The 20,517-nt window shown below is 49.3% G+C and carries 15 protein-coding genes and 1 tRNA gene; 8 read left to right on the top strand and 8 right to left on the bottom strand.

Annotated features, from left to right (window positions below; translation table 11 throughout):
- Positions 1 to 40 precede the first annotated feature (40 nt).
- The 3 genes from IZU26_RS05260 to IZU26_RS05250 form a co-directional block, all read right to left on the bottom strand.
- Positions 41 to 1,663, bottom strand: a complete 1,623-nt coding sequence (locus IZU26_RS05260; RefSeq protein ID WP_433277323.1) for an amidohydrolase — start codon at positions 1,661 to 1,663, stop codon at positions 41 to 43.
- 9 nt (positions 1,664 to 1,672) lie between these two features.
- Positions 1,673 to 3,055: a Na+/H+ antiporter NhaC family protein gene (locus IZU26_RS05255; protein ID WP_433277322.1), complete on the bottom strand. Its 1,383-nt coding sequence runs from the start codon at positions 3,053 to 3,055 to the stop codon at positions 1,673 to 1,675.
- 271 nt (positions 3,056 to 3,326) lie between these two features.
- Positions 3,327 to 3,971, bottom strand: coding sequence for a GntR family transcriptional regulator (locus IZU26_RS05250; protein ID WP_433277320.1), 645 nt, complete (start codon positions 3,969 to 3,971; stop codon positions 3,327 to 3,329).
- Positions 3,972 to 4,123: 152 nt separating this feature from the next.
- Between IZU26_RS05250 and murC the strand changes: the two genes are divergently transcribed.
- From murC to IZU26_RS05230, 4 genes are read left to right on the top strand one after another with little or no spacing between them, the layout of a single operon-like run.
- A complete protein-coding gene (gene murC, locus IZU26_RS05245; protein ID WP_433277318.1) occupies positions 4,124 to 5,626 on the top strand; it encodes a UDP-N-acetylmuramate--L-alanine ligase in 1,503 nt (500 codons plus the stop codon).
- Positions 5,627 to 5,636: 10 nt separating this feature from the next.
- The gene (locus IZU26_RS05240) at positions 5,637 to 6,503 is read left to right on the top strand and encodes a YicC/YloC family endoribonuclease (protein ID WP_433277317.1); all 867 of its coding nucleotides are present in this window, start codon (positions 5,637 to 5,639) and stop codon (positions 6,501 to 6,503) included.
- A gap of 36 nt (positions 6,504 to 6,539) precedes the next feature.
- Complete coding sequence (cmk, locus tag IZU26_RS05235) at positions 6,540 to 7,109, top strand: (d)CMP kinase (RefSeq protein WP_021331475.1); 570 nt, start codon at positions 6,540 to 6,542, stop codon at positions 7,107 to 7,109.
- Positions 7,110 to 7,131: 22 nt separating this feature from the next.
- The gene (locus tag IZU26_RS05230) at positions 7,132 to 7,959 is read left to right on the top strand and encodes an A/G-specific adenine glycosylase (protein ID WP_433277315.1); all 828 of its coding nucleotides are present in this window, start codon (positions 7,132 to 7,134) and stop codon (positions 7,957 to 7,959) included.
- A 274-nt stretch (positions 7,960 to 8,233) separates the two neighbouring features.
- Here IZU26_RS05230 and IZU26_RS05225 read toward each other — a convergent pair whose 3' ends face one another.
- Complete coding sequence (locus tag IZU26_RS05225; protein WP_433277314.1) at positions 8,234 to 9,028, bottom strand: SDR family NAD(P)-dependent oxidoreductase; 795 nt, start codon at positions 9,026 to 9,028, stop codon at positions 8,234 to 8,236.
- Between the two features lie 99 nt (positions 9,029 to 9,127).
- Positions 9,128 to 9,201 (bottom strand) — tRNA-Val (locus IZU26_RS05220).
- 166 nt (positions 9,202 to 9,367) lie between these two features.
- On the opposite strand from IZU26_RS05220, the gene IZU26_RS05215 reads away from it, so the two are divergent.
- The 4 genes from IZU26_RS05215 to IZU26_RS05200 all read left to right on the top strand — a co-directional run bounded on the left by IZU26_RS05215 (position 9,368) and on the right by IZU26_RS05200 (position 17,609).
- Positions 9,368 to 10,351, top strand: coding sequence for a bifunctional 4-hydroxy-2-oxoglutarate aldolase/2-dehydro-3-deoxy-phosphogluconate aldolase (locus IZU26_RS05215; RefSeq protein WP_433277312.1), 984 nt, complete (start codon positions 9,368 to 9,370; stop codon positions 10,349 to 10,351).
- A 6-nt stretch (positions 10,352 to 10,357) separates the two neighbouring features.
- Positions 10,358 to 11,068 carry a tRNA 2-thiocytidine biosynthesis TtcA family protein gene (locus IZU26_RS05210; RefSeq protein ID WP_431726141.1) on the top strand — a complete coding sequence of 237 codons (711 nt, stop codon included), beginning with the start codon at positions 10,358 to 10,360 and terminating at the stop codon, positions 11,066 to 11,068.
- A gap of 153 nt (positions 11,069 to 11,221) precedes the next feature.
- Positions 11,222 to 14,164: an excinuclease ABC subunit UvrA gene (gene uvrA / locus IZU26_RS05205; RefSeq protein ID WP_433277310.1), complete on the top strand. Its 2,943-nt coding sequence runs from the start codon at positions 11,222 to 11,224 to the stop codon at positions 14,162 to 14,164.
- 7 nt (positions 14,165 to 14,171) lie between these two features.
- A complete protein-coding gene (locus IZU26_RS05200; protein ID WP_433277308.1) occupies positions 14,172 to 17,609 on the top strand; it encodes a hypothetical protein in 3,438 nt (1,145 codons plus the stop codon).
- A gap of 152 nt (positions 17,610 to 17,761) precedes the next feature.
- On the opposite strand, the gene IZU26_RS05195 is transcribed toward IZU26_RS05200, so the two are convergent.
- From IZU26_RS05195 to IZU26_RS05185, 3 genes are all read right to left on the bottom strand, one after another.
- On the bottom strand, positions 17,762 to 18,445 hold the full coding sequence (locus IZU26_RS05195; RefSeq protein WP_433277306.1) for a hypothetical protein: 684 nt from the start codon (positions 18,443 to 18,445) through the stop codon (positions 17,762 to 17,764).
- 149 nt (positions 18,446 to 18,594) lie between these two features.
- A complete protein-coding gene (locus tag IZU26_RS05190; protein WP_433277304.1) occupies positions 18,595 to 19,161 on the bottom strand; it encodes a DnaJ domain-containing protein in 567 nt (188 codons plus the stop codon).
- 14 nt (positions 19,162 to 19,175) lie between these two features.
- Positions 19,176 to 20,465 carry a glucose-1-phosphate adenylyltransferase gene (locus IZU26_RS05185; RefSeq protein ID WP_433277302.1) on the bottom strand — a complete coding sequence of 430 codons (1,290 nt, stop codon included), beginning with the start codon at positions 20,463 to 20,465 and terminating at the stop codon, positions 19,176 to 19,178.
- Between the last annotated feature and the right edge of the window lie 52 nt (positions 20,466 to 20,517).

The raw sequence follows: 20,517 nt of genomic DNA, 5'->3' as shown, positions 1-20,517 counted from the left end.
GTTTACTGAACGTCGCCATCATAATTTCACTCCCATAAATTTAATTTTTGTTTTCGTAGATGATATCGCCGTCGAATACTGTCATGAGCACTTTTGTGTCGGGTATTTTTTCTTCATCGACAGTAAAAAGATTTTGATCGAGTACGGCTATATCCGCCAGCTTTCCTCTTTCCAATGTACCTAATTCTTTTTCTCGTCCCGATACATATGCGCCTCCAAACGTATAAGCCTTTAAGGCTTGCGACATTGTAAGCCGTTCGGACGGATTTACGCCCGTCGGCTTCCTATCATAACCGTTACGCGTAACGCCGTAGTATATCGTTTCAAACGGATCGAAATCGACGACAGGGTAGTCCGTCCCTAAGGCGAGGATTCCGCCCGATTCAAGGATAGAGCGGCACGGCCATTCCCAGCGGCATCGTTCTTTTCCCAATCGTATGATCTTTTCGTTCGCATCGAGGGCTAGATGGCGCGGCTGCATAGACGCTATCACCCCCAGCTGTTTAAAGCGCGCTATGTCGTCGGGGTGTATGTTTTCAATGTGTTCGATTGAATTGCGTATTAAACGGTTATCGTTTACCGCATTCGATTTTTCAAAACAATCCAAAGCCAATCTTACCGAACCGTCGGCGATGCAATGGAGTCTCACGCCGAAGCCGTATCCGTTTGCATTTATGATACATTGTTCAAAATACTCTTCGGAAGCGGTCAGCAAACCCGACGTATCGGGTTTATCGTCGTACGGTTTCAACAGATATCCCGTATACGTTGAAGTTACGCCGTCTATGACGCCTTTCAGTCCCGTAACTTTGAGCTTATCCGAGCAATATTTTTTCTTCAATTCGGCAAGCGTTTTTTGATCTTTATCGGGCCCGATGGCGGGATTCAAATTTATTCTGACGGTTAATGTACCGGCTTTATCCATGCGTTCCAAAGAATCGTATTTTACGCCGTGTAAAATTCCCGAAACGTCGCAAAACGTAGTAATGCCTACTTTTGAGAGTTTACGCATTAAGTCCGTATTGACTTCATCGCTGATCGAATCGGCGGGTACAAACGTTTTACTCGACGCCAATTTGAACCAAGCGTTTTCTCGCAAAATTCCGCTCGGTTCTCCGTTCGGTAAAAGTACGATATTGCTCCCGTATTCTGGCTTGCCGGTACCTATGCCTATTTCATCGAGTGCTTTGCTGTTAAGCCAACCCGTGTGCGCATCCGCCGCGGCGAGGTAAACAGGCCTGTCGGGAATAGCGCGATCCAACGATTTTTTCGTCGGCAGTTCGGCGTTGTTCCAATTTGCGGGAAACCATCCCTGTCCTATGATACAGTCGTATTCAGGATGAGCGTCTGCAAAAGCTTTTACCATTGACACGCATTCCTGTTCCGAATGCGAGTACAGTATGTCGTTGATAAAATACTTGCTGTCGTACAAAGCTCCCATGGAATAATGGCCGTGCGCATCGCATATTCCGGGCATTATTAAGCAATCGCCGAAATCGTAAACACACGTATTTGTTCCGCGGCAGGATAGGATTGCCGTCTTTTCACCGACGGCGATAATTTTATTGCCGCTGACGGCGACGCCGCCGGGAAACGGCAAAGAGCCGTCTCCCGTAAAAATCGCATTACTTAAAAATATTTTGTCTGCGATATTATTGTTCATACATATCTTTTACTTTACGATAAATCCTGTAATTGCGAATCCGATTATGGTTAATATATAGCCTATCAAAGCGTACGGAAACGTTCCGAGCATTTGGTAGTACGGCTTGATTTCCACCGCGCCCGATGTGATCATAACGGCATCGCCTGCGACAAAAGTCGTGCTTCCGAGCGTCGCCGCGCATACCAGTGCCATGCACGACAAAAGCGGATTGACTCCCAATGCAACTGCGATAGGCACGACTATGGGAGCAAATATCATGGAACCGTCCCAAAAACCGCCGGCAAAAAACACATACGCGCCGCAGAACGCGAATACGATTGCGGCGAATATGGAACCGTTGAGCAGCGGAGTAAGAACGGTGATGACATAGTCGGTCATACCCGTCGTCTTGTTTATCTCGACAAGAGTCAGCGCAAGAGCGATAGTCGCGTCGACGGTAAGCATACTTGCGATTCCTTCAAAAGAATGCGAAAACACCTCCGTCAGTTTCAGCTTTTTTTCAAATACGATGATGCCGACTACTACGACTATAGCGCCCATACAAGCGACCATAACATTTTTCGTGACGATCGTAATCGTAACGATGGTGATCATAGTAGCGAGGAATTTTAAAGGATTGTTTTTTGTTTGCGTTTCGCCGGAATTCGAAGAGTCCGCATGTAATTCTTTTCCGTCAAGGGATTCTTCTTTCGAACACACTATACCGGTTTGCATCGCCAATTCATTATCTTTTTTGGTGATTCCGAGCAGCGGGAATACTCCGATGATGATAAGAAAACAGATGAGCAATAAGATGACGGGATAAAATAAAAACGGCATACCCGCAATATATGCGCCCAAGCCCGTTCCGTTTACCCGTACGTTCATCTCTTCGAATAAACCGGAATAAAAAGCCGCCCATGTCGATACGGGGATCAATACGCACACCGGTGCTGCCGTACAATTGACCAAAAAACCGAATAAAGTGCGCGGAATTTTATGTTTATCGCAGATATTCTTCATAGCGGTCGAAACGGCCATATTGTTCAAATAGTCGTCGACAAAGATCAGCCATCCCATTGCAAACGTGATAAGCATCGCTTTTCTGCGCGTATTTGCATACTTTCCCATCCAATTTGCAAATTCGAGAGAGTAGCCCGATACGTCCAAAAGCTTGATCAATATGCCGAATAGGGAAAGCATAACGACAAGATATCCGCACGTGCCCGCCGCCCATGCAGTTTGCAGTTTGTCGAGCCATACGGTCGGAAAAGTAAAACCGCCGATTAAAACGGAACCGACCAGCGTCGCTATCGTAAACGACAGGAGCATCCGTTTAGTCCAAAAAACGAATACAAACATCACAATTGTAGGTATCAGAGAAATAAACCCCAACTGCATGGTTTCCATAAATTGCCTCCTCAATAAATTTGATAAATCTATCTTTCGGGACAGGAAAACAAATTTGTTAATGAGACATTATAAATTAAAACATCTCATTGATATATCATTAATATATCAATGAGATGATACCACAGAAATACGAATTGTCAAGGAAATAATTAAAAATATTTTATGATTTTTTTGCGATCATTATACAAATACCGCACATATTATAAGGAAAACAGAAAACGCGCGATTGCCTTTTTGAAAGCTTCGTTTTCGAATATTTTTTTCAGATCTATCTTTTAAATCCGCCGATATCCATACTCAAATATTTTAAAGCGCTTTCTTTGTCGTTGTTTTTTATTGCCCTGATAATATTTTCATGGTACAGGTTGAGGGTGTCGTTTGAAATTTCCGCCCAATTTTTCCAGTAATTCTGAATGAAAAAACGCGTCAGATTTTTTATGGCGTGTTCCAAACTGCTTAACGCATACGCATTGCCGTGCAGTTTGAATAATTCTATGTGAAATAATGTACTGTTTTGCCATTCACTCACCGCATCCGTATTCGTGAGATTTTTGGTATATCCCAATAAATAATCCAATACGCCGGGATTGCACATAACGATTTTTTCCCAATTTTTATCCAAAAAGCCGCACTCCAATATCAACCGGTAGTTCAGCATTTCGATTAAATCTTCTTGTTTGAGGACGATTAATTCATAGCCGTATCTCGGGATGCTTTTAAACACGTTTTCGCTGCAAAGCTCTATCAAAGCGTCTCTGATGGGAGCTCTGCTGAGTTTTAGATGTTTTTCCAAATCAGCTAAATTGATAATATCGCCCGGTTTTATAACATTTGTCGTCACGAGATCGTAAATTTTTTTATATGCGTCTTGTTTTAATGAATTTTTTTTTGTTATAAGCTTGTTGTTTATCACAGGAATGCCCTTGTGTTACGGTAACATACCGTATGTTGGATTTTTCTTAACAACGTACAGTATATCATACTGTACGCTGGTAGAGCAATATATATGCGGCGACACGATTCTCCGCATTGTGCGTTTTTTGCGCTTGTGCTAAAATAAAGCTCATGTCATCGATTTCTCTTCCGAAAGATTTTACCGGCGTTCGCGTTCACTTCGTCGGCATCAAAGGCACCGGTATGACCGCCCTCGTCGAAATCCTCAAAAAACGCGGCGCCCTTATAACCGGAAGCGATGTTGCGGAAAGGTTTTATACCGACGCCGTTCTCGAAAAGCTCGGCATACGCGCCCAAGCGTTTTCGGAAAGTAACATCACAGGCGATATCGATTACGTCATCTATTCGTCGGCATACGATCCTGAAAAAAATCCCGACTTGATCGAAGCGCGCTCTCGTACCATACCCTGTCTTTTATACACCGAAGCGCTCGGAGCAGTTTCCGCGCAGTCTTACAGCGCCGCGGTTTCGGGCGTCCACGGTAAAACGAGCACGACCGGAATCGTCGGAACGATTTTCGAAGAAACGGATATCCCCGTGCAAGTGCTTGCGGGCTCCTCCATCGCCTCTTTCGGCGGAAGCTGCACGATGACAAGCGAAAACTACGACATAAAAAAATCTCGCAATTATTTTGTTGCGGAAACCTGCGAATACCGGCGCCACTTTATGTCCTTCCATCCTCAAAAGATAATTTTGACGAGCGTCGAAAGCGATCATCAGGATTATTATCCGACCTATGAAGACATTAAAAACGCCTTTATCGATTTTATCTGCAAGCTGCCGTCAGGCGGCACCCTCATCTACTGCGCGGACGACAGGGGCGCAGTCGAAGCGGCCGAAGCGGCATATAAAAAGAGGGGCGACATCGAAATGATCCCCTACGGGGAAAAGGCGCAGGGCGATTACCGCTTGACGATCGGTAAAACCGAAAACGAAGCGCAGCATTTTTCGATCGGCTTTTTGGGAGAGGCTTCTCTTTACGTTCCCGGAAAACACGAAGTGCTCGACGCGTGCGCGGCGTCCGCCCTTGTGCGGGAAATTATTAAAAGCGACGGAAAAGATCCCGATCTCTACCGCGAACGGATCGTACGCGGCCTTGCAAATTTCAGAGGCGGAAAGCGGCGGAGCGAAGTCGTCGGAAAAGCGTTCGCGGGCAAAAACTCCGTCGTCTTTATCGACGATTACGGTCATCACCCGACGGCGATCAAAACGACGCTCAAAGGTTTCCGCGAATTTTACGGCGGCAGAAAAATCATCGTCGATTTTATGTCGCACACCTATACGCGCACTTCAGCTCTCCTCGAAGAATTCGCTTCGGCTTTTTCCGATGCCGACGAAGTGATTCTGCATAAAATATACGCTTCCGCGCGCGAAAGCGCCGAAGGGGGGAGCGTTACCGGAAAAACGCTTTTCGAAAAGACAAAAGCGCATCACGGAAACGTTCATTATTTTGAAGAAGTACTCGATGCGAAAGACTTTGCGCTTTCAGAATTGACAAAACCGCTTTCAGCCGATTTTCCGAACGGCTGTCTTTTTGTAACGATGGGCGCGGGCGACAACTGGAAACTCGGTACCGCTCTTTTTGCCGCGTGCAAGGATGCGGCAAAAAAATGAGGACTGCGCTATGACGAGCATGACCGGTTATGCTTACAGTGAAACGGAAAACAGAGACTCTTCCGTTTCGGTCGAAATAAAATCCGTAAACGCGCGATTTTTGGATGTGACGATAAACCTCCCGCCGTATTTGAATCGGCTCGAACAGCGTTTCCGCGAAGCGATCGCCGAAAAAGTTGTGCGCGGAAAAGTCGATGTCTTTATCCGCGTAAAAGAAACGGATCCCGACTGCATCGTTACCGCCGACATTCCCGCCGCGAAGTTTTATGCCCGTGCGATTTTAGATATTGCATCGGCTGTCGGTGCGCAAAAGAATGACTTCCTTTCCATCGTCGCCTCGCAGCCCGGCGTACTCAAAACCGAAATGACCTATGACATGGAAAAATATCGGAATATGATTTTTCCGGTCTTTACCGACGCTCTCGAATCCTTTTGCGATGACCGAAAGCGGGAAGGCGAAAACCTCGCCTGCGACATAGAAGAAAAACTCGAAACGCTTTTCCATGCTGCGGATTTTTTTAAAAAGCGGCAGGGCGAAATGGACTCTCTTTTTAAAAAGCAAATTGCGCAAAAATTCAACGAACTTTTGGGAGACGCTGCCGACGAGCAGCGCATCATGACCGAAACCGCCGTCATGATCGTAAAGTATACGATAAACGAAGAAGTCGTCCGCCTGCAAAGCCATCTCGAAGCGCTTAAAAACGAAATGCTGACGAACGCCGCTCCCGGCAAAAAAATCGATTTTTTGTGTCAGGAGATAAACCGTGAAATCAATACGATCGGCAGCAAAAGCCAATTCGCCGACGTCAGCGCCCAAGTGATCGCCGCAAAAGACGCCCTCGAAAACATACGCGAGCAGGCGCGAAATATCGAATAAATTAATAATCGACAAAAGGAAAATATAAGGAAATGTATGGCACGGTATAAAATTAAAGACGGCAGGGAACTCCGCATTGCGGTTTCGGGAAAATCCGGCTGCGGCAATACGACGGTGAGCTCGCTCCTTGCACGTTCTCTCGGCATCAAACTTGTCAATTATACGTTCCGTCAGCTCGCCGAAGAAAGAGGGCTTACGCTCGAACAAGTTATCGAAAATGCGAAAAACGACGACGGCTATGACAGATATATCGACACGCATCAAGTGGAACTCGCCGAAAAAGAATCCTGCGTACTCGGTTCTCGCCTTGCGATTTGGATGCTCGAAAAAGCCGACATAAAAGTCTATCTCAAAGCGAGCGACCTCGCGCGTTCTCGGCGCATCTTCAAACGCGAAGGAGGCGATTTGCAGAGCATCGCCGATTTTACCGCGATGCGCGACAGAGAAGATACGAAGCGTTATAAAAAAATCTACGGTATCGACAACGATGCCTACGAAAAAGTAGCCGATATCGTCATCGACACCGAATGCAAAACTCCTGAAGAGATCGCGGACGATATCCTTTTGGAGCTTGCATCCCGCGGTTTTGTCGAAAAGGTCGGTTAAGCGGATGCCTTGCACAAAAAGCATGACATTGACTCAAGACGCGGTAGACGATTTTCGAGCGGCGATTATTAAAAATTATAAAGAGCGCGCGAGGATTTTTCCGTGGCGGAAAACGCGCGACGCGTACAAAATACTCGTTTCGGAAATGATGCTGCAGCAGACACAGACACTCCGCGTCGTTCCGAAATACGAAGCGTGGATCGAAGCGTTTCCCGATGCGCCCTCTCTCGCTTCGGCGCCTTTTTCGGATGTGCTTGCGCACTGGAACGGCCTCGGCTACAACAGGCGGGCGAAGTATCTGCAGGAAGCGTGCAGGGAAGTGTGCGCTTCTTACGGCGGAAAATTTCCCCGCGAAAGAAAACTCCTCGAATCTCTTCCCGGGATCGGACCGTATACGGCGGGCGCCGTAGCGGCCTTTGCGTTTAACAAAGCCGAAGTCTTTATCGAAACGAATATCCGCTCGGTGTTTATTTTTTTCTTTTTCGGAAACACAAACGAAAAAGTATCGGATGCGGAAATTCTTCCTCTCGTCGAACGGACGCTCGACAAAACGAATGTACGCGAATGGTACTGGGCGCTCATGGATTACGGAGCCGAGCTTAAAAAGCGCGTGCAAAATCCGTCGCAAAAAAGCGCGCACTACGTGCGGCAGTCCCCTTTCCGTGGCTCTCTCCGCGAAGCGCGCGGCGCCATCGTTCGGCAGCTTACCGAAAAAAAATCGGCCACGCTTTCGGAAATTGCGCGCTCGGAGCGCATCTCTCTTTCGCGCTTGGAAAAAGCCGCCCTTCGTTTGCTCGAAGAACGCTTTGTGTGCGAAACGAAGGGCGTATACCGCGTGCGGGAAGAATGAGAAAACCGTATATTTATGCAATGATGCGGGCAGTAAAAATTAATAATTTTTTTCCGAAATTTGCAAAAAACCGTGCAAAATCGGCCCGTTTTAACGGGGTTGGTGCGATTTTGCCGAATAATTTTATTTACATAAATATGCATCTGTATAGCATATTTATGTATTCGAATGTGACGCTTTCATATTTGAATATAAGGATCTCACCATAACTCCGGCATAAGTTCACATCATCCTCCATCAGCCTGTCCAACCCATATACAGGTTTCCTCACTCACTATTTCCTATACGGGCGCTTCCAGTGTTCGTACGTAAAACGCGCGATCGCATATCGGCCGAGCCATCGGCTTGCAGCGGCAAAAAATTTCCACTTCCATCTCATAAGCACGATTTTCTTTCCTCGTTTCGCGCGCTTTAAACAGTGCGCAACTACCGTATCCGAAGCGATGCCGCGGAGCACTTCTTTGCGCGCTCCGTTCGATGCAACGCTTGCGAATTCGGTGCTGACCGATCCCGGGCAGAGCGCGCACACGCGTATGCCGCGCTGTCGTACTTCGGCTGCGAGCGCGAGCGTAAAACTCAGCACGTACGCTTTCGTTGCTGCGTAGACGGCAAAGTTTCCGAGCGGCGAAAATGCTGCGAGGCTTGCCGTATTGATGATGAGGGAACCGCATTTCATGTACGGAAGCGACACGCCGCAGAGTCCGGTGAGCGCTGTACAGTTTAGGTCTATCATATCGAGTTCGCGCATGACGTCGGTTTCCGAAAAGGGGCCGTAAGTGCCGAAGCCGGCGTTATTGACGAGTATGTCGACCGTAAAATCTCCTGCTTCTTTTTCTTTTTCGAGCAGCCGTGCGAACCGTTCGACTCCTTCGCGTCCGCGTATGTCCATCGCGACCGCGCGCGGGACGACGCCCTTTTGCGATTCGATTTTTTTGCAGAGCGCATCGAGCTTTTCTTTTCTGCGCGCGATGAGCCAGAGTTCGTCGCACTTTTTTTGTCGTGCGATCTGCAGCGCGAATTCCGCCCCCATACCTGAACTCGCTCCGGTGACGATGCCGATTTTTTTCATGCGTCAAGTATAGACGATAACCGCTTTCCGAGCAATTGTACACAGACCTGAGCGGAGATGTATTGAAACAGCGGGAAAAATAAAAATACCGCTTTCCGATGCGCGATACTAGAATCGAACTAGTGACCCCAAGCGTGTCATGCTTGTACTCTAACCAACTGAGCTAATCGCGCACCTGAAAGCGGTGTAGTATCCACTGTAGCGGATATCGAGCATTTCGTCAAGATGCGGATTTACACGTGCACGTACGTGAATTTGCGCTCTAATCGTTTTACTGTACTTTTGTTCGGCGTCCGTGTTATACTGGCCGAAGCGAAAGTATTATGCGGGGGTATCGATATGTTTGAAAAGGAATACGATGTATTGCATAAAACGGGTATCGTTCCCGTCGTAGCGCTCGATTCGCCGGATGACGCAGTTCCGCTTGCAACGGCTCTCCTTAAAGGCGGCATCACCGCGATGGAGATCACGTTCCGTAATCCGTCCGATTATGAAGGAAGTGCGCGCGCGATACGCGACGTGCACGAAAAAGTTTCCGCGATGCATATAGGAGCCGGTACCGTGACGAGCGTCGAGCTTGCAAAGGCGGCAATCGATTCGGGTGCAAAGTTTATCGTTTCTCCGGGTTTTAAAGAAGAGGTCGTCGATTATTCCGTCTCGCACGGTATCGTAACATACCCCGGAGTTTCTACGGCGAGCGAAATTACGGCGGCCGCTGCAAAAGGTCTTTCCGTGCTCAAATTTTTCCCTGCAGAAATTTCAGGCGGCTGCGCTGCGCTCAAAGCTTTTGCCGGTCCCTTTCCGCGTATAAAATTTCTTCCGAGCGGCGGATTGAATCTCGACAATATGGCAAATTATTTTGCGCTGTCGAACGTCGCGGCCGTTTCCGGCAGCTGGATGGTGAAAGGCAGCCTTATCAAAGCGAAACGATGGGATGAAATTACGCGCTTGTCGAAAGAAGCGGTCGAAGCTTCTCTCGGATTCGGTTTTGCTCATGTCGGCATAAATTTTCACGGAGAGGGCGAATGCGCGGAAGGCGTCAAAGAACTCGAAGCGTTCGGATTTAAAGGCGTCGAAGACGAATTGTCGTGGTTTTGCGGAACCGAATTCGAATTGATGAAAAACGGCGTAAAAGGCAAAAACGGACACATCGGAATTCTGACGTACAATATCGAACGCGCGCTTACGTACCTTGCCGCCTACGGTTTTAAGCCGGTCGCCGACAGCGCGCAGTGGACGGGGGATGCGAAAAAGTCGCCGCTGAAATTCATCTATCTGGACAAAGAGATCAACGGTTTTGCCGTCCATTTGAAAAAGCGCTGAAGCGAGATGGCCTCTCATCCGAAACTGCAAAGCCTTATCGATAAAGCCGTTTTCGATTACGCGATGATCGAAGACGGAGATCGCATCCTCGTGGGCGCGTCGGGCGGAAAGGATTCGACCGCTCTCACAGAGTATTTTGCGCTCCGCTCATTGCGCCCCGATTGCAGTTTTTCATATAAAGCCGTCGCGATACAAAGCGATTTTGCGCCCGCTTTTCCCGAAGGCATCGCGCGCTTATTTTGCGAGTGGGGAGTGCCCTTTGAAATCATCGGCGTCGACGTGCTCGCTCGGCTCAAAAAGGGACAAAAGATGAACTGCTGGTGGTGTTCGACGCAGCGGCGGACGGAACTTTTGAATTACGCGATCGAACATAAATTCAATAAAATCGCGCTCGGTCATCATCTCGACGATATCCTCGAAACGCTTCTCATGAATATGCTCGAGCGGGGCGAACTTTCGACGATGCCGCCGAAGCTTTCGTATAAAAATTATCCCGTTACGATTTTGCGCCCGCTGTGCTATGTCGGCGAAAAAACGCTCGTCGATTACGCCCGGCAAAAAGGTTTTGCATCTTCCGTCTGTACCTGCGATTATCAGGATAATTCGGGAAGGAAAAAAGCGCGCCTTTTGCTCGAAGGGCTTACCGGCGGAAACGATGCGAAAAAGATGCGCCTCTTTTTATCGCTGAAAAACATCCGAAGCGAATACCTGCCGTAGACTTCGCAAAACCTTTTTGCAGGGTGAGTGCAGCCGATTTTTTCGTTATATGCTATTTTTTAGAGGATATAGTTTTTGATGCGGCTGCTCTGTTTTCCATAGATGTCCGCCGCCTTGAGCGCGAAGCTCTTATGCGCTATACTTATGTGTACTATGGCATCATCCGCATTTTATCAGTTGAAAAAATATGCGAAAAATATCGCGCCCGTCACGGGCGAAAAAATAAGTATCAGAGGTGCGCGCGAGCACAATCTGCAAAACGTCGACATCGATTTGCCGCGCAATAAACTCGTCGTGCTTTCCGGTCTTTCCGGTTCCGGAAAATCTTCGCTCGCGTTCGACACGCTCTTTGCCGAAGGGCAGCGGCGTTATATGGAAAGCCTTTCGTCATACGCGCGCCAGTTTTTGGGTACGATGGACAAACCCGACGTCGATTTGATCGAAGGGCTTTCGCCTGCGATTTCGATCGAACAAAAATCGACGAATAAAAACCCTCGTTCGACGGTCGGCACGATCACCGAAATCTACGATTACTATCGGCTTCTCTTTGCACGCATCGGGCACGCGCACTGTCCGAACTGCGGACGCGAAATCGCCGAACAGTCGATCGACCAAATCATCGACACGATGATGAGCTGGCCGGAGGGTACGAAGGCGCAGATACTTTCGCCGGTGGTGCGCGGAAAAAAAGGCGAACATCAAAAAGTATTTGAAGACGCGCGAAAGGCGGGTTTTGCGCGCGCGCGGGTGGACGGCGTTATGGCCGATTTGGAAGATACGGTTAAACTCGACAAGCAAAAAAAACACACGATTGAAATCGTCGTCGACAGAATTATCATTTCGCCTTCCGTGCGCAAGCGTTTGGCGGATTCGGTTGAAACGGCGCTAAAAAGTTCGAACGGTACCATCATCGTCACGAAAAAAAACGATGCTGCAGGCGGGGAAGCATCTTCGGAAGCCGAAGTGTTTTTTTCGCAAAAGAACGCGTGCCCCTCCTGCGGTATTTCGATTCCCGAACTGCAGCCGCGCCTCTTTTCATTTAACAATCCTTTCGGTGCTTGTCCCGAATGCACCGGTTTGGGCGAAAAGATGGAATTCGATTTGAATCTGATGATTCCCGACGAATCGAAATCTTTCGACGAGTGGGCTATCCTTCCGTACAATCCTTCGTCCGCGTGGAATACGGCGCGCATGCAGGGGCTGGCGGACGCGTATAAATTTACGCTTTCGACGCCGATCGAAAAATTGACAAAAAAGCAGAGGGATGCGCTTTTGTACGGCACGAAAGACGCTATCCACTGGGAATACGAAAAGCAGAGCGGAGAAGGGTATTCGGTGTACGATCAGGCGTGGCCGGGTCTCTTCGACGATATGAAGCGGCGCTACACGGAAGCGTGGGGCGACCAGATGAAGACGAACCTCGAAAAATACATGGCGCACCGCGAATGCGCTGCGTGCCGCGGAAAAAGACTGCGTCCCGAAGCGCTCGGAGTGACGGTCGGCGGAAAAAATATTTGGGAAATCACCGAATTTTCCGTCCTCGATTCGATCGATTTTTTCGACAAGATACGATTGACGAATTCCGAAAGCGAAATCGCGTCCCAAGTTTTAAAAGAGATACGCTCGCGCCTGCGCTTTTTGAAAAACGTCGGACTCGATTATCTGACGCTTGAACGTGCGGCGGAAACGCTGTCGGGAGGCGAAGCGCAGCGGATCAGACTTGCCACGCAAATCGGAAGCGCCCTCGTCGGCGTCATGTACATACTCGACGAGCCGTCGATTGGACTGCATCAGCGGGACAATCAAAAACTGATCGATACGCTGACCTACCTCCGCGACGCGGGCAATACGGTTATCGTCGTCGAACACGACGAACAGACGCTTCGAACCGCGGACTACCTCGTCGACTTGGGACCGGCGGCGGGCGTGCACGGCGGCCGCGTCGTTGCGGCGGGAACGCCCGAACAGGTTTCGCGCGTCGCCGAAAGCGTTACGGGTCAATACCTCGCGGGAAAATTGCGCATGGCGATTCCGGCGGAGCGGAGGGGCGGCAACGGGAGCTGTATCGAACTTACGGGAGCGACGGAGCACAATCTGAAAAACGTTTCCGTAAAGATTCCCCTCGGCACTTTTACATGTATAACGGGCGTTTCGGGATCCGGCAAATCGACGCTGCTTTCCGACGTGCTCTATCCCGCGCTCAGCAATAAGCTTATGCGTACAAAATACTCTGTCGGCAAATTCGAAAAGATCGAAGGCGTTTCGAATATCGACAAAGTTATCAATATCGATCAAAGCCCCATCGGGCGCACGCCTCGGTCGAACCCCGCGACATACGTCGGCCTTTTCAGCGGCATACGCGATCTCTTTGCATCTCTTCCCGAAGCGAAAGCGCGAGGCTACGGCCCGGGCAGATTCAGCTTTAATGTAAAGGGCGGCAGGTGCGAAAATTGTCAAGGAGCGGGGACTATCGTCATTGAAATGAATTTTTTGCCCGACGTGTACATCCAGTGCGACGTCTGCGGCGGAAAGCGCTTTAACAAAGAGACGCTCGACGTAACGTACAAGGGCAAAAACATCAACGACGTGCTCAATATGACGATCGAAGAAGCGTGCGATTTTTTTGCGGGCATCCCGCACGTTGCGCGCAAGCTCGAAACGCTGAAGTCGGTCGGCCTCGGCTATATCCAGCTCGGTCAGTCGGCGCTCACACTTTCCGGCGGAGAAGCGCAGCGTGTAAAGCTTGCGACCGAACTCGCGCGCACTTCGACGGGCAAAACGATGTACATACTCGACGAACCGACGACCGGTTTGCACTTTGCCGATGTCATGCTGCTCATGGAAGTGATTCAGCGCCTCGTCGACGCGGGAAATACGGTGATCATGATCGAACACAACCTCGACGTTATCTGCCAAGCCGATTGGATAATCGATTTGGGGCCGGAAGGCGGCTTCCGCGGCGGAAATGTCATCGCAAAAGGGACGCCCGAAGAAGTCGCAGAAGTCAAACAGTCGTATACGGGCTCTTATATCAAAGAGATGCTCGAACGCGAAAAGCGCCGTCCCGCCGCAAAAAAATCGACACGGAAAAAATGATTAAAAGATGATTGCGCCGAAATGCCGTATCATAACATTATTAATTTTTTCGCTTATCTTTTTTTCCGCCGGTGTACATCGCGCAGCTGCGGCGGAGGGAAACGATGCGTCTCGGGCAAATCCTCAAACGGAAAAAGAAACTTCCGCATCCGCAGAAAAAGAGACGGCCTCCGATGCGTCTTCTTCACGTACGGTCCAGGATGAAAAAACCGTCATCACGATAGAGCATTCGCAAGCGACATCGTACGAAAAAAACAAAGAGACGGGAAACGATACGATCGTGCTGAACGGAGATGTCCGCATTTCCGTTGCAAAGGGAAACACGAAAACGACGATCCGCGCCGAGCGGATTACCTACGACAGAAAGACGAAGATGATGTACGCGTCCGGCGGTGTGTCGATGGAACAGGCGGGAGGCGCGGCTGGCAACAGTACGGCAACCGCGTCGTCACTCATGTTCAACACGTCCACGCTCGAAGGCGTGTTCGACGACGGGCGCATCGTACAGACGCAGACGGATTCGATCAATCTGCCGTCGGGTTCGACGCTCATCGTCGCATCCGATATGTTCGGCAGAAGCGAATCGAATACGGTCGCTTTTAAAAACGGAAGTCTCACGTTTTGCGACGACGAAAATCCTCACTGGCACATCGACGCGACGCGCATTTGGCTGCTTCCCGGCGGCGAGTTTGCGTTTTTCAATGCGCTCTTATACGTCGGCGTCGTGCCAGTGCTCTACCTTCCGGCATTTTATTATCCGAAAGACGAACTCATCTACAATCCCGTATTCGGTTACGACGTACGGCGCGGGTATTTTATTCAAACGACCGCTTATCTCTACGGGCGAAAGCCTCTCTACGTTCCAAAAGACTCGTCGAAAAGCAGCAACGACAGCGACGACAGCGATAACCTGAAAGCGCTGTTCAATTTTATACGGCCGTCAACACTGAAAAAACAAAAGCTCGAAGGAATCGTGCTGCACAACCTCGACGAAGACTATACCGGCGGCACAGCGAATTATTTTAAGATTATAGGCGACTGGTATTCGAACCTCGGATTTTTGACCGGCTTTGAAGGAGTCTTTAAGCCGAACGATTATATCACCGAAGTTACTTCATCGGCACAGCTTGCGTTCAGCAATACGGTGTTTCGGGATTCTTCCGGAAACCATACGCCCTATGCGGCGTCGGGAAAACGGTATTACGATACGTCCAATTTTATGGGCATCGAAATGCCGTTCCGCTACGGCGCGAATTTTAAATTCGTTTTGAGTAAGCCGTTTTCGTTTACGCTGTCGATGCCGATCTATTCGGATCCCTTTATCACCGACGATTTTTCGGAGCGCAACGAAACGATGGATTGGATCGGTTACCTCACATCGATGGGAACCGATTCAGGGGAGACGAAGACGGTAAAAGAGATATCGTCGTTTTCATGGACGCTCGCAAGTTCGTATTCGCTGCCGTCTTCCGTTCGGGCAGCTCCATATATTTCATCGTTGTCGCTGTCGCTCAACGCGTCGGTCGTATACAGTTCCGTCTTTAATAATTCGCTTTCGGGTACGGACAATTTGAAAACCTATTCGCCGGAACGCAAATTTTATTATCCGTCGCAGATCACGCCGGCGACGGCTTCTCTTTCGCTTACGGGAACGCTCTTTTCGTATCCGGAGAAGGGAACGAATGCGGCAAAAAAGAACGCGCCCGAAGTGCCGCTCATCGCTCCCGACGAATTGAAAACGGCAAAGGAGATTGCCGAAGAAAAAGCGAAAGCAGAACAAGCGGCAAAGGCTGCAGCGAAGGCGGTCGGAAACGGTGCGCCGGAGGACGGCAAAACGGAAGCCGAAAAAACGGGTGAAGGGCAAGGCGAAAGCGGAACACATGATAAAGCGCATACGGATGTCGATGACGCTGCGAAAGACGATGCAAAGTTTTTCGAAAAAGCGCTGCCGTCTCTCACGGCCGTAGCTCCCGCCGTTACGGTAATTCCGGGTTTCGATTATAAGCTTTCGTATTCGCTGAAGCCGACGTTTACCTCTCAGATCGCGTATTCGTCGACGGGTTTGAGCAAGCCCGAAGATTTTCAATGGAGCAAAGTCCGATCTTCGATGTATACGCTTAAAACGCCGCTTTCCCTCGATTCCGTTGCGAGCTACGGCGGGAGCTTTTTTACTCTTACGAACGGCCTGTCGTACAACCCCGTTGTTCAGCGGCACCCGTATATTTCGACGGATACGGCGACGGGCGGCTATACGCAGAGCGCCGTCAATTCGCTCAAAGTGGCGGACTTTAAAGCGTCGATACAGGAAATCGTCAATACGAATTCGGTGAGCGTAAAACCGCTGTACTATATCGGTATGTTAAAAAACACCGGCATTTCGTATAATTCGACGATTAAGCTGTTCAGAAGCGAATTTCTCGGAACCGATGCCGACAATCCCGATTGGAGATATTACGGTCCCGATTTTACCGATAAGGATTCGGTAACCGCTCATCAGCTCGCCTTTACCTATGCGATGAACGAGAGTGACGCTTTTTCGCAGTCCCTCGTGCTTTCGATGACGCTTCCGCCGCAAGTCGACGAATACACGGGAACGCTTTCGCTTGCCTTTCCGTTTACGACGTTTTCGCTTTCGACGGGATTCAAACAAAAAAGCGTAACCGATACGACATGGGAGCGAAAGCTCATACAGCAAGCGTTTACGCTTTCGCTTTTTAATAATACGTTCAAGTTTACGCAGTCGTACAATTATAATTGGGATAAGTATCACGACGATGCGCTGCGCTTGACGCTTGCGTGGCAGGGACTCGAGGCTTCTTACACGATGTCGTATACGAAGGGCTACGATTTCAATGCGGCGACGGGATGGCAAGTGCGATCGCAGGAAGCGTTTTTGCCGTATTCGCTTTCGCTTTCCTATACGCTGCCCAAAGATACGTGGTATGTTTGGAAAAACCGCATCAAAATCGCACCCGGACTTTCGACGAGCGTCGTCGCAGACCTCCTTCGTCCGACAAACAGCTATTTTCTGTTTACTCCGTCGCTCAACTTTGAAATTAATAAATTCCTTACATTCACCTTTTCTTCGACGTCGCGCAATTCCGTGCTCTATCGTTATTTCCAAAAAATACTTGGAGAAGCAGGACGGATTCCCGGCGAAACAAACGTGCTTTTCGATTTACTCGATTCATTCCGCTTCGACGACGAAAGCAGGCGAAAAGCGTCGGGCTTTAAACTGCAGAGCTTAAACTTTACGCTGACGCACGACCTGCACGATTGGGATTTCAATACGACGTTTAAAGTTGCGCCGCGCCTCGTGACGGACAAAGCTAAAAAATATTACGATTTTAATCCCTATGTGACGATTTCGGTCGTGTGGCGTCCGATGGAAAGCATGAAGACAAAGATCGTCGATAAATACGGAGAGTGGGAATTGAATCCGTAAGCGGCGATCGGGCAGGGGAAGGGCGACGATCGTTTTGCCGTCCGTAAAATCGATTGCACTTGTTTTATAAAGAGCGCCGAGCAATTCACATGAGAAATGACCGGCGCTCGTATAGGGGCTGTCGAAAAAGTAACCGCCTTTTGAGACAGTTCCTATTTGGTTCGAGAAAGCGTACCGGTGATGCGCAACACGTTGTCTTTAAATGTAAATTTTACGTTTCCGTCATAGTGATACGCGGCATCGGAACTGAACGCATCGTCCGCAAGGGGGATCTTGCTCCAGTCCAAATCCGCCATATTGCTTACGTCTCCACCTTGTTTTAGGTATTCGGGTTTGATGACAAAGCCGTCGCCTTTTTTATCGGTAACGTTTTTTGCGATCTTTGAGCCGGTCAGCAGATTGAAGTTTCCTTTATTATCGGTTTTCAATTCGAACGCATTCGTTTTGCGGACAAAGCGCACGGTGATGACTCCTGCGTCTTTCGTCACTTGAAGCGCGTGGTTCTTTGCAAGCTTGCTATCGGCGATCGCAAATAAAAACACGCTGCGCAGACCTGCAGGCATAGCGGCTTTTCTGGCATCCGCCGGTTCGGCAAAGCGGACTGCGTTGAACGCTTTTGTAGAACCGTTGAGACTTGCACCGGATGCGGCATCGAATTTATCCTTTACGCTTTGGTTTCCGACCGTCCACGTGAAATAATCGGCTTCGTGATTTTTTAAGCTGAGATCCATTTTGAAATCGATCTTTACGTCGGTCGCAGGATCCGCTGCGGCAAACGAAAGTGCTACGGCAAAAAGCAGCGCCGACAGTACGCGCGTGAGTATTGCTTTTTTCATTGGTATACCTCCATAAAAACTTATGCCGTTCCGATTGTACAAGGAGAGACGGAACGTGCGGTTATGTTATAGCGGATTTTATAAATATTAGCAATAGGTAACTTATCGGTGCGTATACACATTTGCGCGTATTTCGAAAATCACGCTCTTTACCCGAGAGACGCCTTATACGCGAGTATCGCTTTATACGCTTCGACGATTTCTTCGGTCTTTTTGTGCGCGACGTGCTGTATCGTTTCGTTTTCGCTGTTCGAATCGGGATGAAAAAGCTTGAGCTTTTTACGGTACGCACTCCGTATTTCGCTTTCGTCCGCGCCCGCTTTTACGCCGAGCGTTTCACAGGCTTTTTTGATGTGATCCGGCAGTACTTTGAACGGACGCGCCCTCTCGGCTCCGTTTTCGCTTTTGAGCACTTCGCCGCGCCGTTTTTTCCCTTTTGCGTTTAAAACAGTTTCGAGCTTGATATTCGTGCCGCCTCTTTGCCCGCCGCACATTGCCGTACGCTGCGCTTCCGTTTTGTTTTTTGTCTGCGCGCTGCCGTTTGATGCACGAAACATACCCGCTTCTCCGGCTTTGCTCTTCGTTTCGAAACCGTACGAACGCTCGTCCGTGCCTGCATTCGTTTCGGCTTTTTTTTCACCGCTTTTAGGGATCTCGCCTTTTTCGAGCGCGGCTTTGAGCAAATCGCCGAGCTTATCATACATCGAATCCGTCACGAAAACGAGCCGCCTTAAATCACCGTACCCGAAGGGATGACCGCGCCCTTTCTGATGACGATGATGCCGTCGGCGCAATAAAACAAGCCGTGGTCGCCTTCTTCGTACTGGGTTCCGCTTACGTTGATGGAGCAGTTGTCACCGATGTGCACGTCTTTATCGATTATGGTACGAGCGATGCGGCAGTTTTTTCCGATGCCGAGATCCGGTATATTGTGTTCGGCGTTGTAGCGTTTGGACGCTTCGGTTTCGTAGGCATCGGCGCCCATCATAATCACGCCGTCGAGCGTACTTCCCGTTTCGATGATCGAGCGAATACCGATAACGCAGTGATTGAGGCGGCTTTCGGTGATGATGCAGCCTTCAGCCGTGAGAGACGCGTTTATGTCGGCTTTATTGATTTTCGACGGCGGGAGATTCGGAATGTGCGTATAGATCGGCTCGTCTTCGTCATAGATGTTGAACTGCGGAGTCGTTTCGGTCAAATTGATATTCGCTTCGTAAAAACTGCCGATCGTTCCGATATCTTCCCAATAGCCGTCGAAGATGTACGAATTGATCTTTTTCGTTTTTATCGCTGCGGGAATTATCTCTTTTCCGAAATCGGTCATATCGTTGTCGAGCATTTCATCCATGACGGGAGCGTTGAAGATATAGATACCCATCGACGCGAGATATTCTTTTTCCGGCGGCAGATTGCCGCGCGAGCTTTCGGGGATTTTCCAATCGTCGATATTCATGTCCCGTGCGGGCTTTTCCATGAATTCCGCGATGCGGTTTTCGCCGTCGATCTTCATAATGCCGAAGCCCGACGCGTCGCTCCTGTTTACCGCCGTCGTCGCAATCGTTACGTCGGCACCGCTTTCGAGGTGGGATGTCATAAAATCGCGCAAGTCCATGCGGTACAGCTGATCGCCTGAAAGGATGATATAGTGCGTCGGTTTTTGCGGTTTAAAGTGCGGAAAATTCTTCCGCACCGCGTCGGCGGTTCCTTCGTACCAGCCGGTGTGTTCGAGCGTTTGTTCTGCGGCCAGTATTTCGACAAAGCCGTGCGAAAAGCGGTCGAAGTTGTACGAATTGCTGATGTGCATGTGCAGCGAAAACGAATTGAACTGCGTGAGCAAGTATATTTTTTTGTAGCCTGAATTGATGCAGTTTGAAATCGGCACGTCGACGATGCGGAATTTTCCGCCGAACGGAACGGCCGGCTTCGAGCGGACTTTTGTGAGCGGAAAAAGCCGCGTTCCTTTTCCGCCTCCGAGAATGATCGAAAGAACGCATAAATCTTTTTCTTTATCGGGCATCATACCTCCCGTGCTTTGAATCGCTGTAAAATCAAAGCATATCTGTAATTCA

This window comes from Treponema sp. SP13, from assembly GCF_050938355.1.
In the GTDB taxonomy this organism is placed as follows: domain Bacteria; phylum Spirochaetota; class Spirochaetia; order Treponematales; family Treponemataceae; genus Treponema_D; species Treponema_D socranskii.
The sequence above is the reverse complement of the archived record's forward strand: the minus strand, read 5'-3'. Positions and strand labels throughout refer to the sequence as shown.

What these genes read in the sequence shown, in the direction of transcription:
- IZU26_RS05240 (WP_433277317.1), top strand. Translation starts at nt 5,637, where the DNA reads ATGACGAGCATGACCGGTTATGCTTACAGTGAAACGGAAAACAGAGAC.
- IZU26_RS05255 (WP_433277322.1), bottom strand. Translation starts at nt 3,055, where the DNA reads ATGGAAACCATGCAGTTGGGGTTTATTTCTCTGATACCTACAATTGTG.
- IZU26_RS05230 (WP_433277315.1), top strand. Translation starts at nt 7,132, where the DNA reads ATGACATTGACTCAAGACGCGGTAGACGATTTTCGAGCGGCGATTATT.
- IZU26_RS05215 (WP_433277312.1), top strand. Translation starts at nt 9,368, where the DNA reads ATGTTTGAAAAGGAATACGATGTATTGCATAAAACGGGTATCGTTCCC.
- IZU26_RS05200 (WP_433277308.1), top strand. Translation starts at nt 14,172, where the DNA reads ATGATTGCGCCGAAATGCCGTATCATAACATTATTAATTTTTTCGCTT.
- IZU26_RS05260 (WP_433277323.1), bottom strand. Translation starts at nt 1,663, where the DNA reads ATGAACAATAATATCGCAGACAAAATATTTTTAAGTAATGCGATTTTT.
- cmk (WP_021331475.1), top strand. Translation starts at nt 6,540, where the DNA reads ATGGCACGGTATAAAATTAAAGACGGCAGGGAACTCCGCATTGCGGTT.
- IZU26_RS05210 (WP_431726141.1), top strand. Translation starts at nt 10,358, where the DNA reads ATGGCCTCTCATCCGAAACTGCAAAGCCTTATCGATAAAGCCGTTTTC.
- murC (WP_433277318.1), top strand. Translation starts at nt 4,124, where the DNA reads ATGTCATCGATTTCTCTTCCGAAAGATTTTACCGGCGTTCGCGTTCAC.
- IZU26_RS05195 (WP_433277306.1), bottom strand. Translation starts at nt 18,445, where the DNA reads ATGAAAAAAGCAATACTCACGCGCGTACTGTCGGCGCTGCTTTTTGCC.
- IZU26_RS05225 (WP_433277314.1), bottom strand. Translation starts at nt 9,028, where the DNA reads ATGAAAAAAATCGGCATCGTCACCGGAGCGAGTTCAGGTATGGGGGCG.
- uvrA (WP_433277310.1), top strand. Translation starts at nt 11,222, where the DNA reads ATGGCATCATCCGCATTTTATCAGTTGAAAAAATATGCGAAAAATATC.
- IZU26_RS05185 (WP_433277302.1), bottom strand. Translation starts at nt 20,465, where the DNA reads ATGCCCGATAAAGAAAAAGATTTATGCGTTCTTTCGATCATTCTCGGA.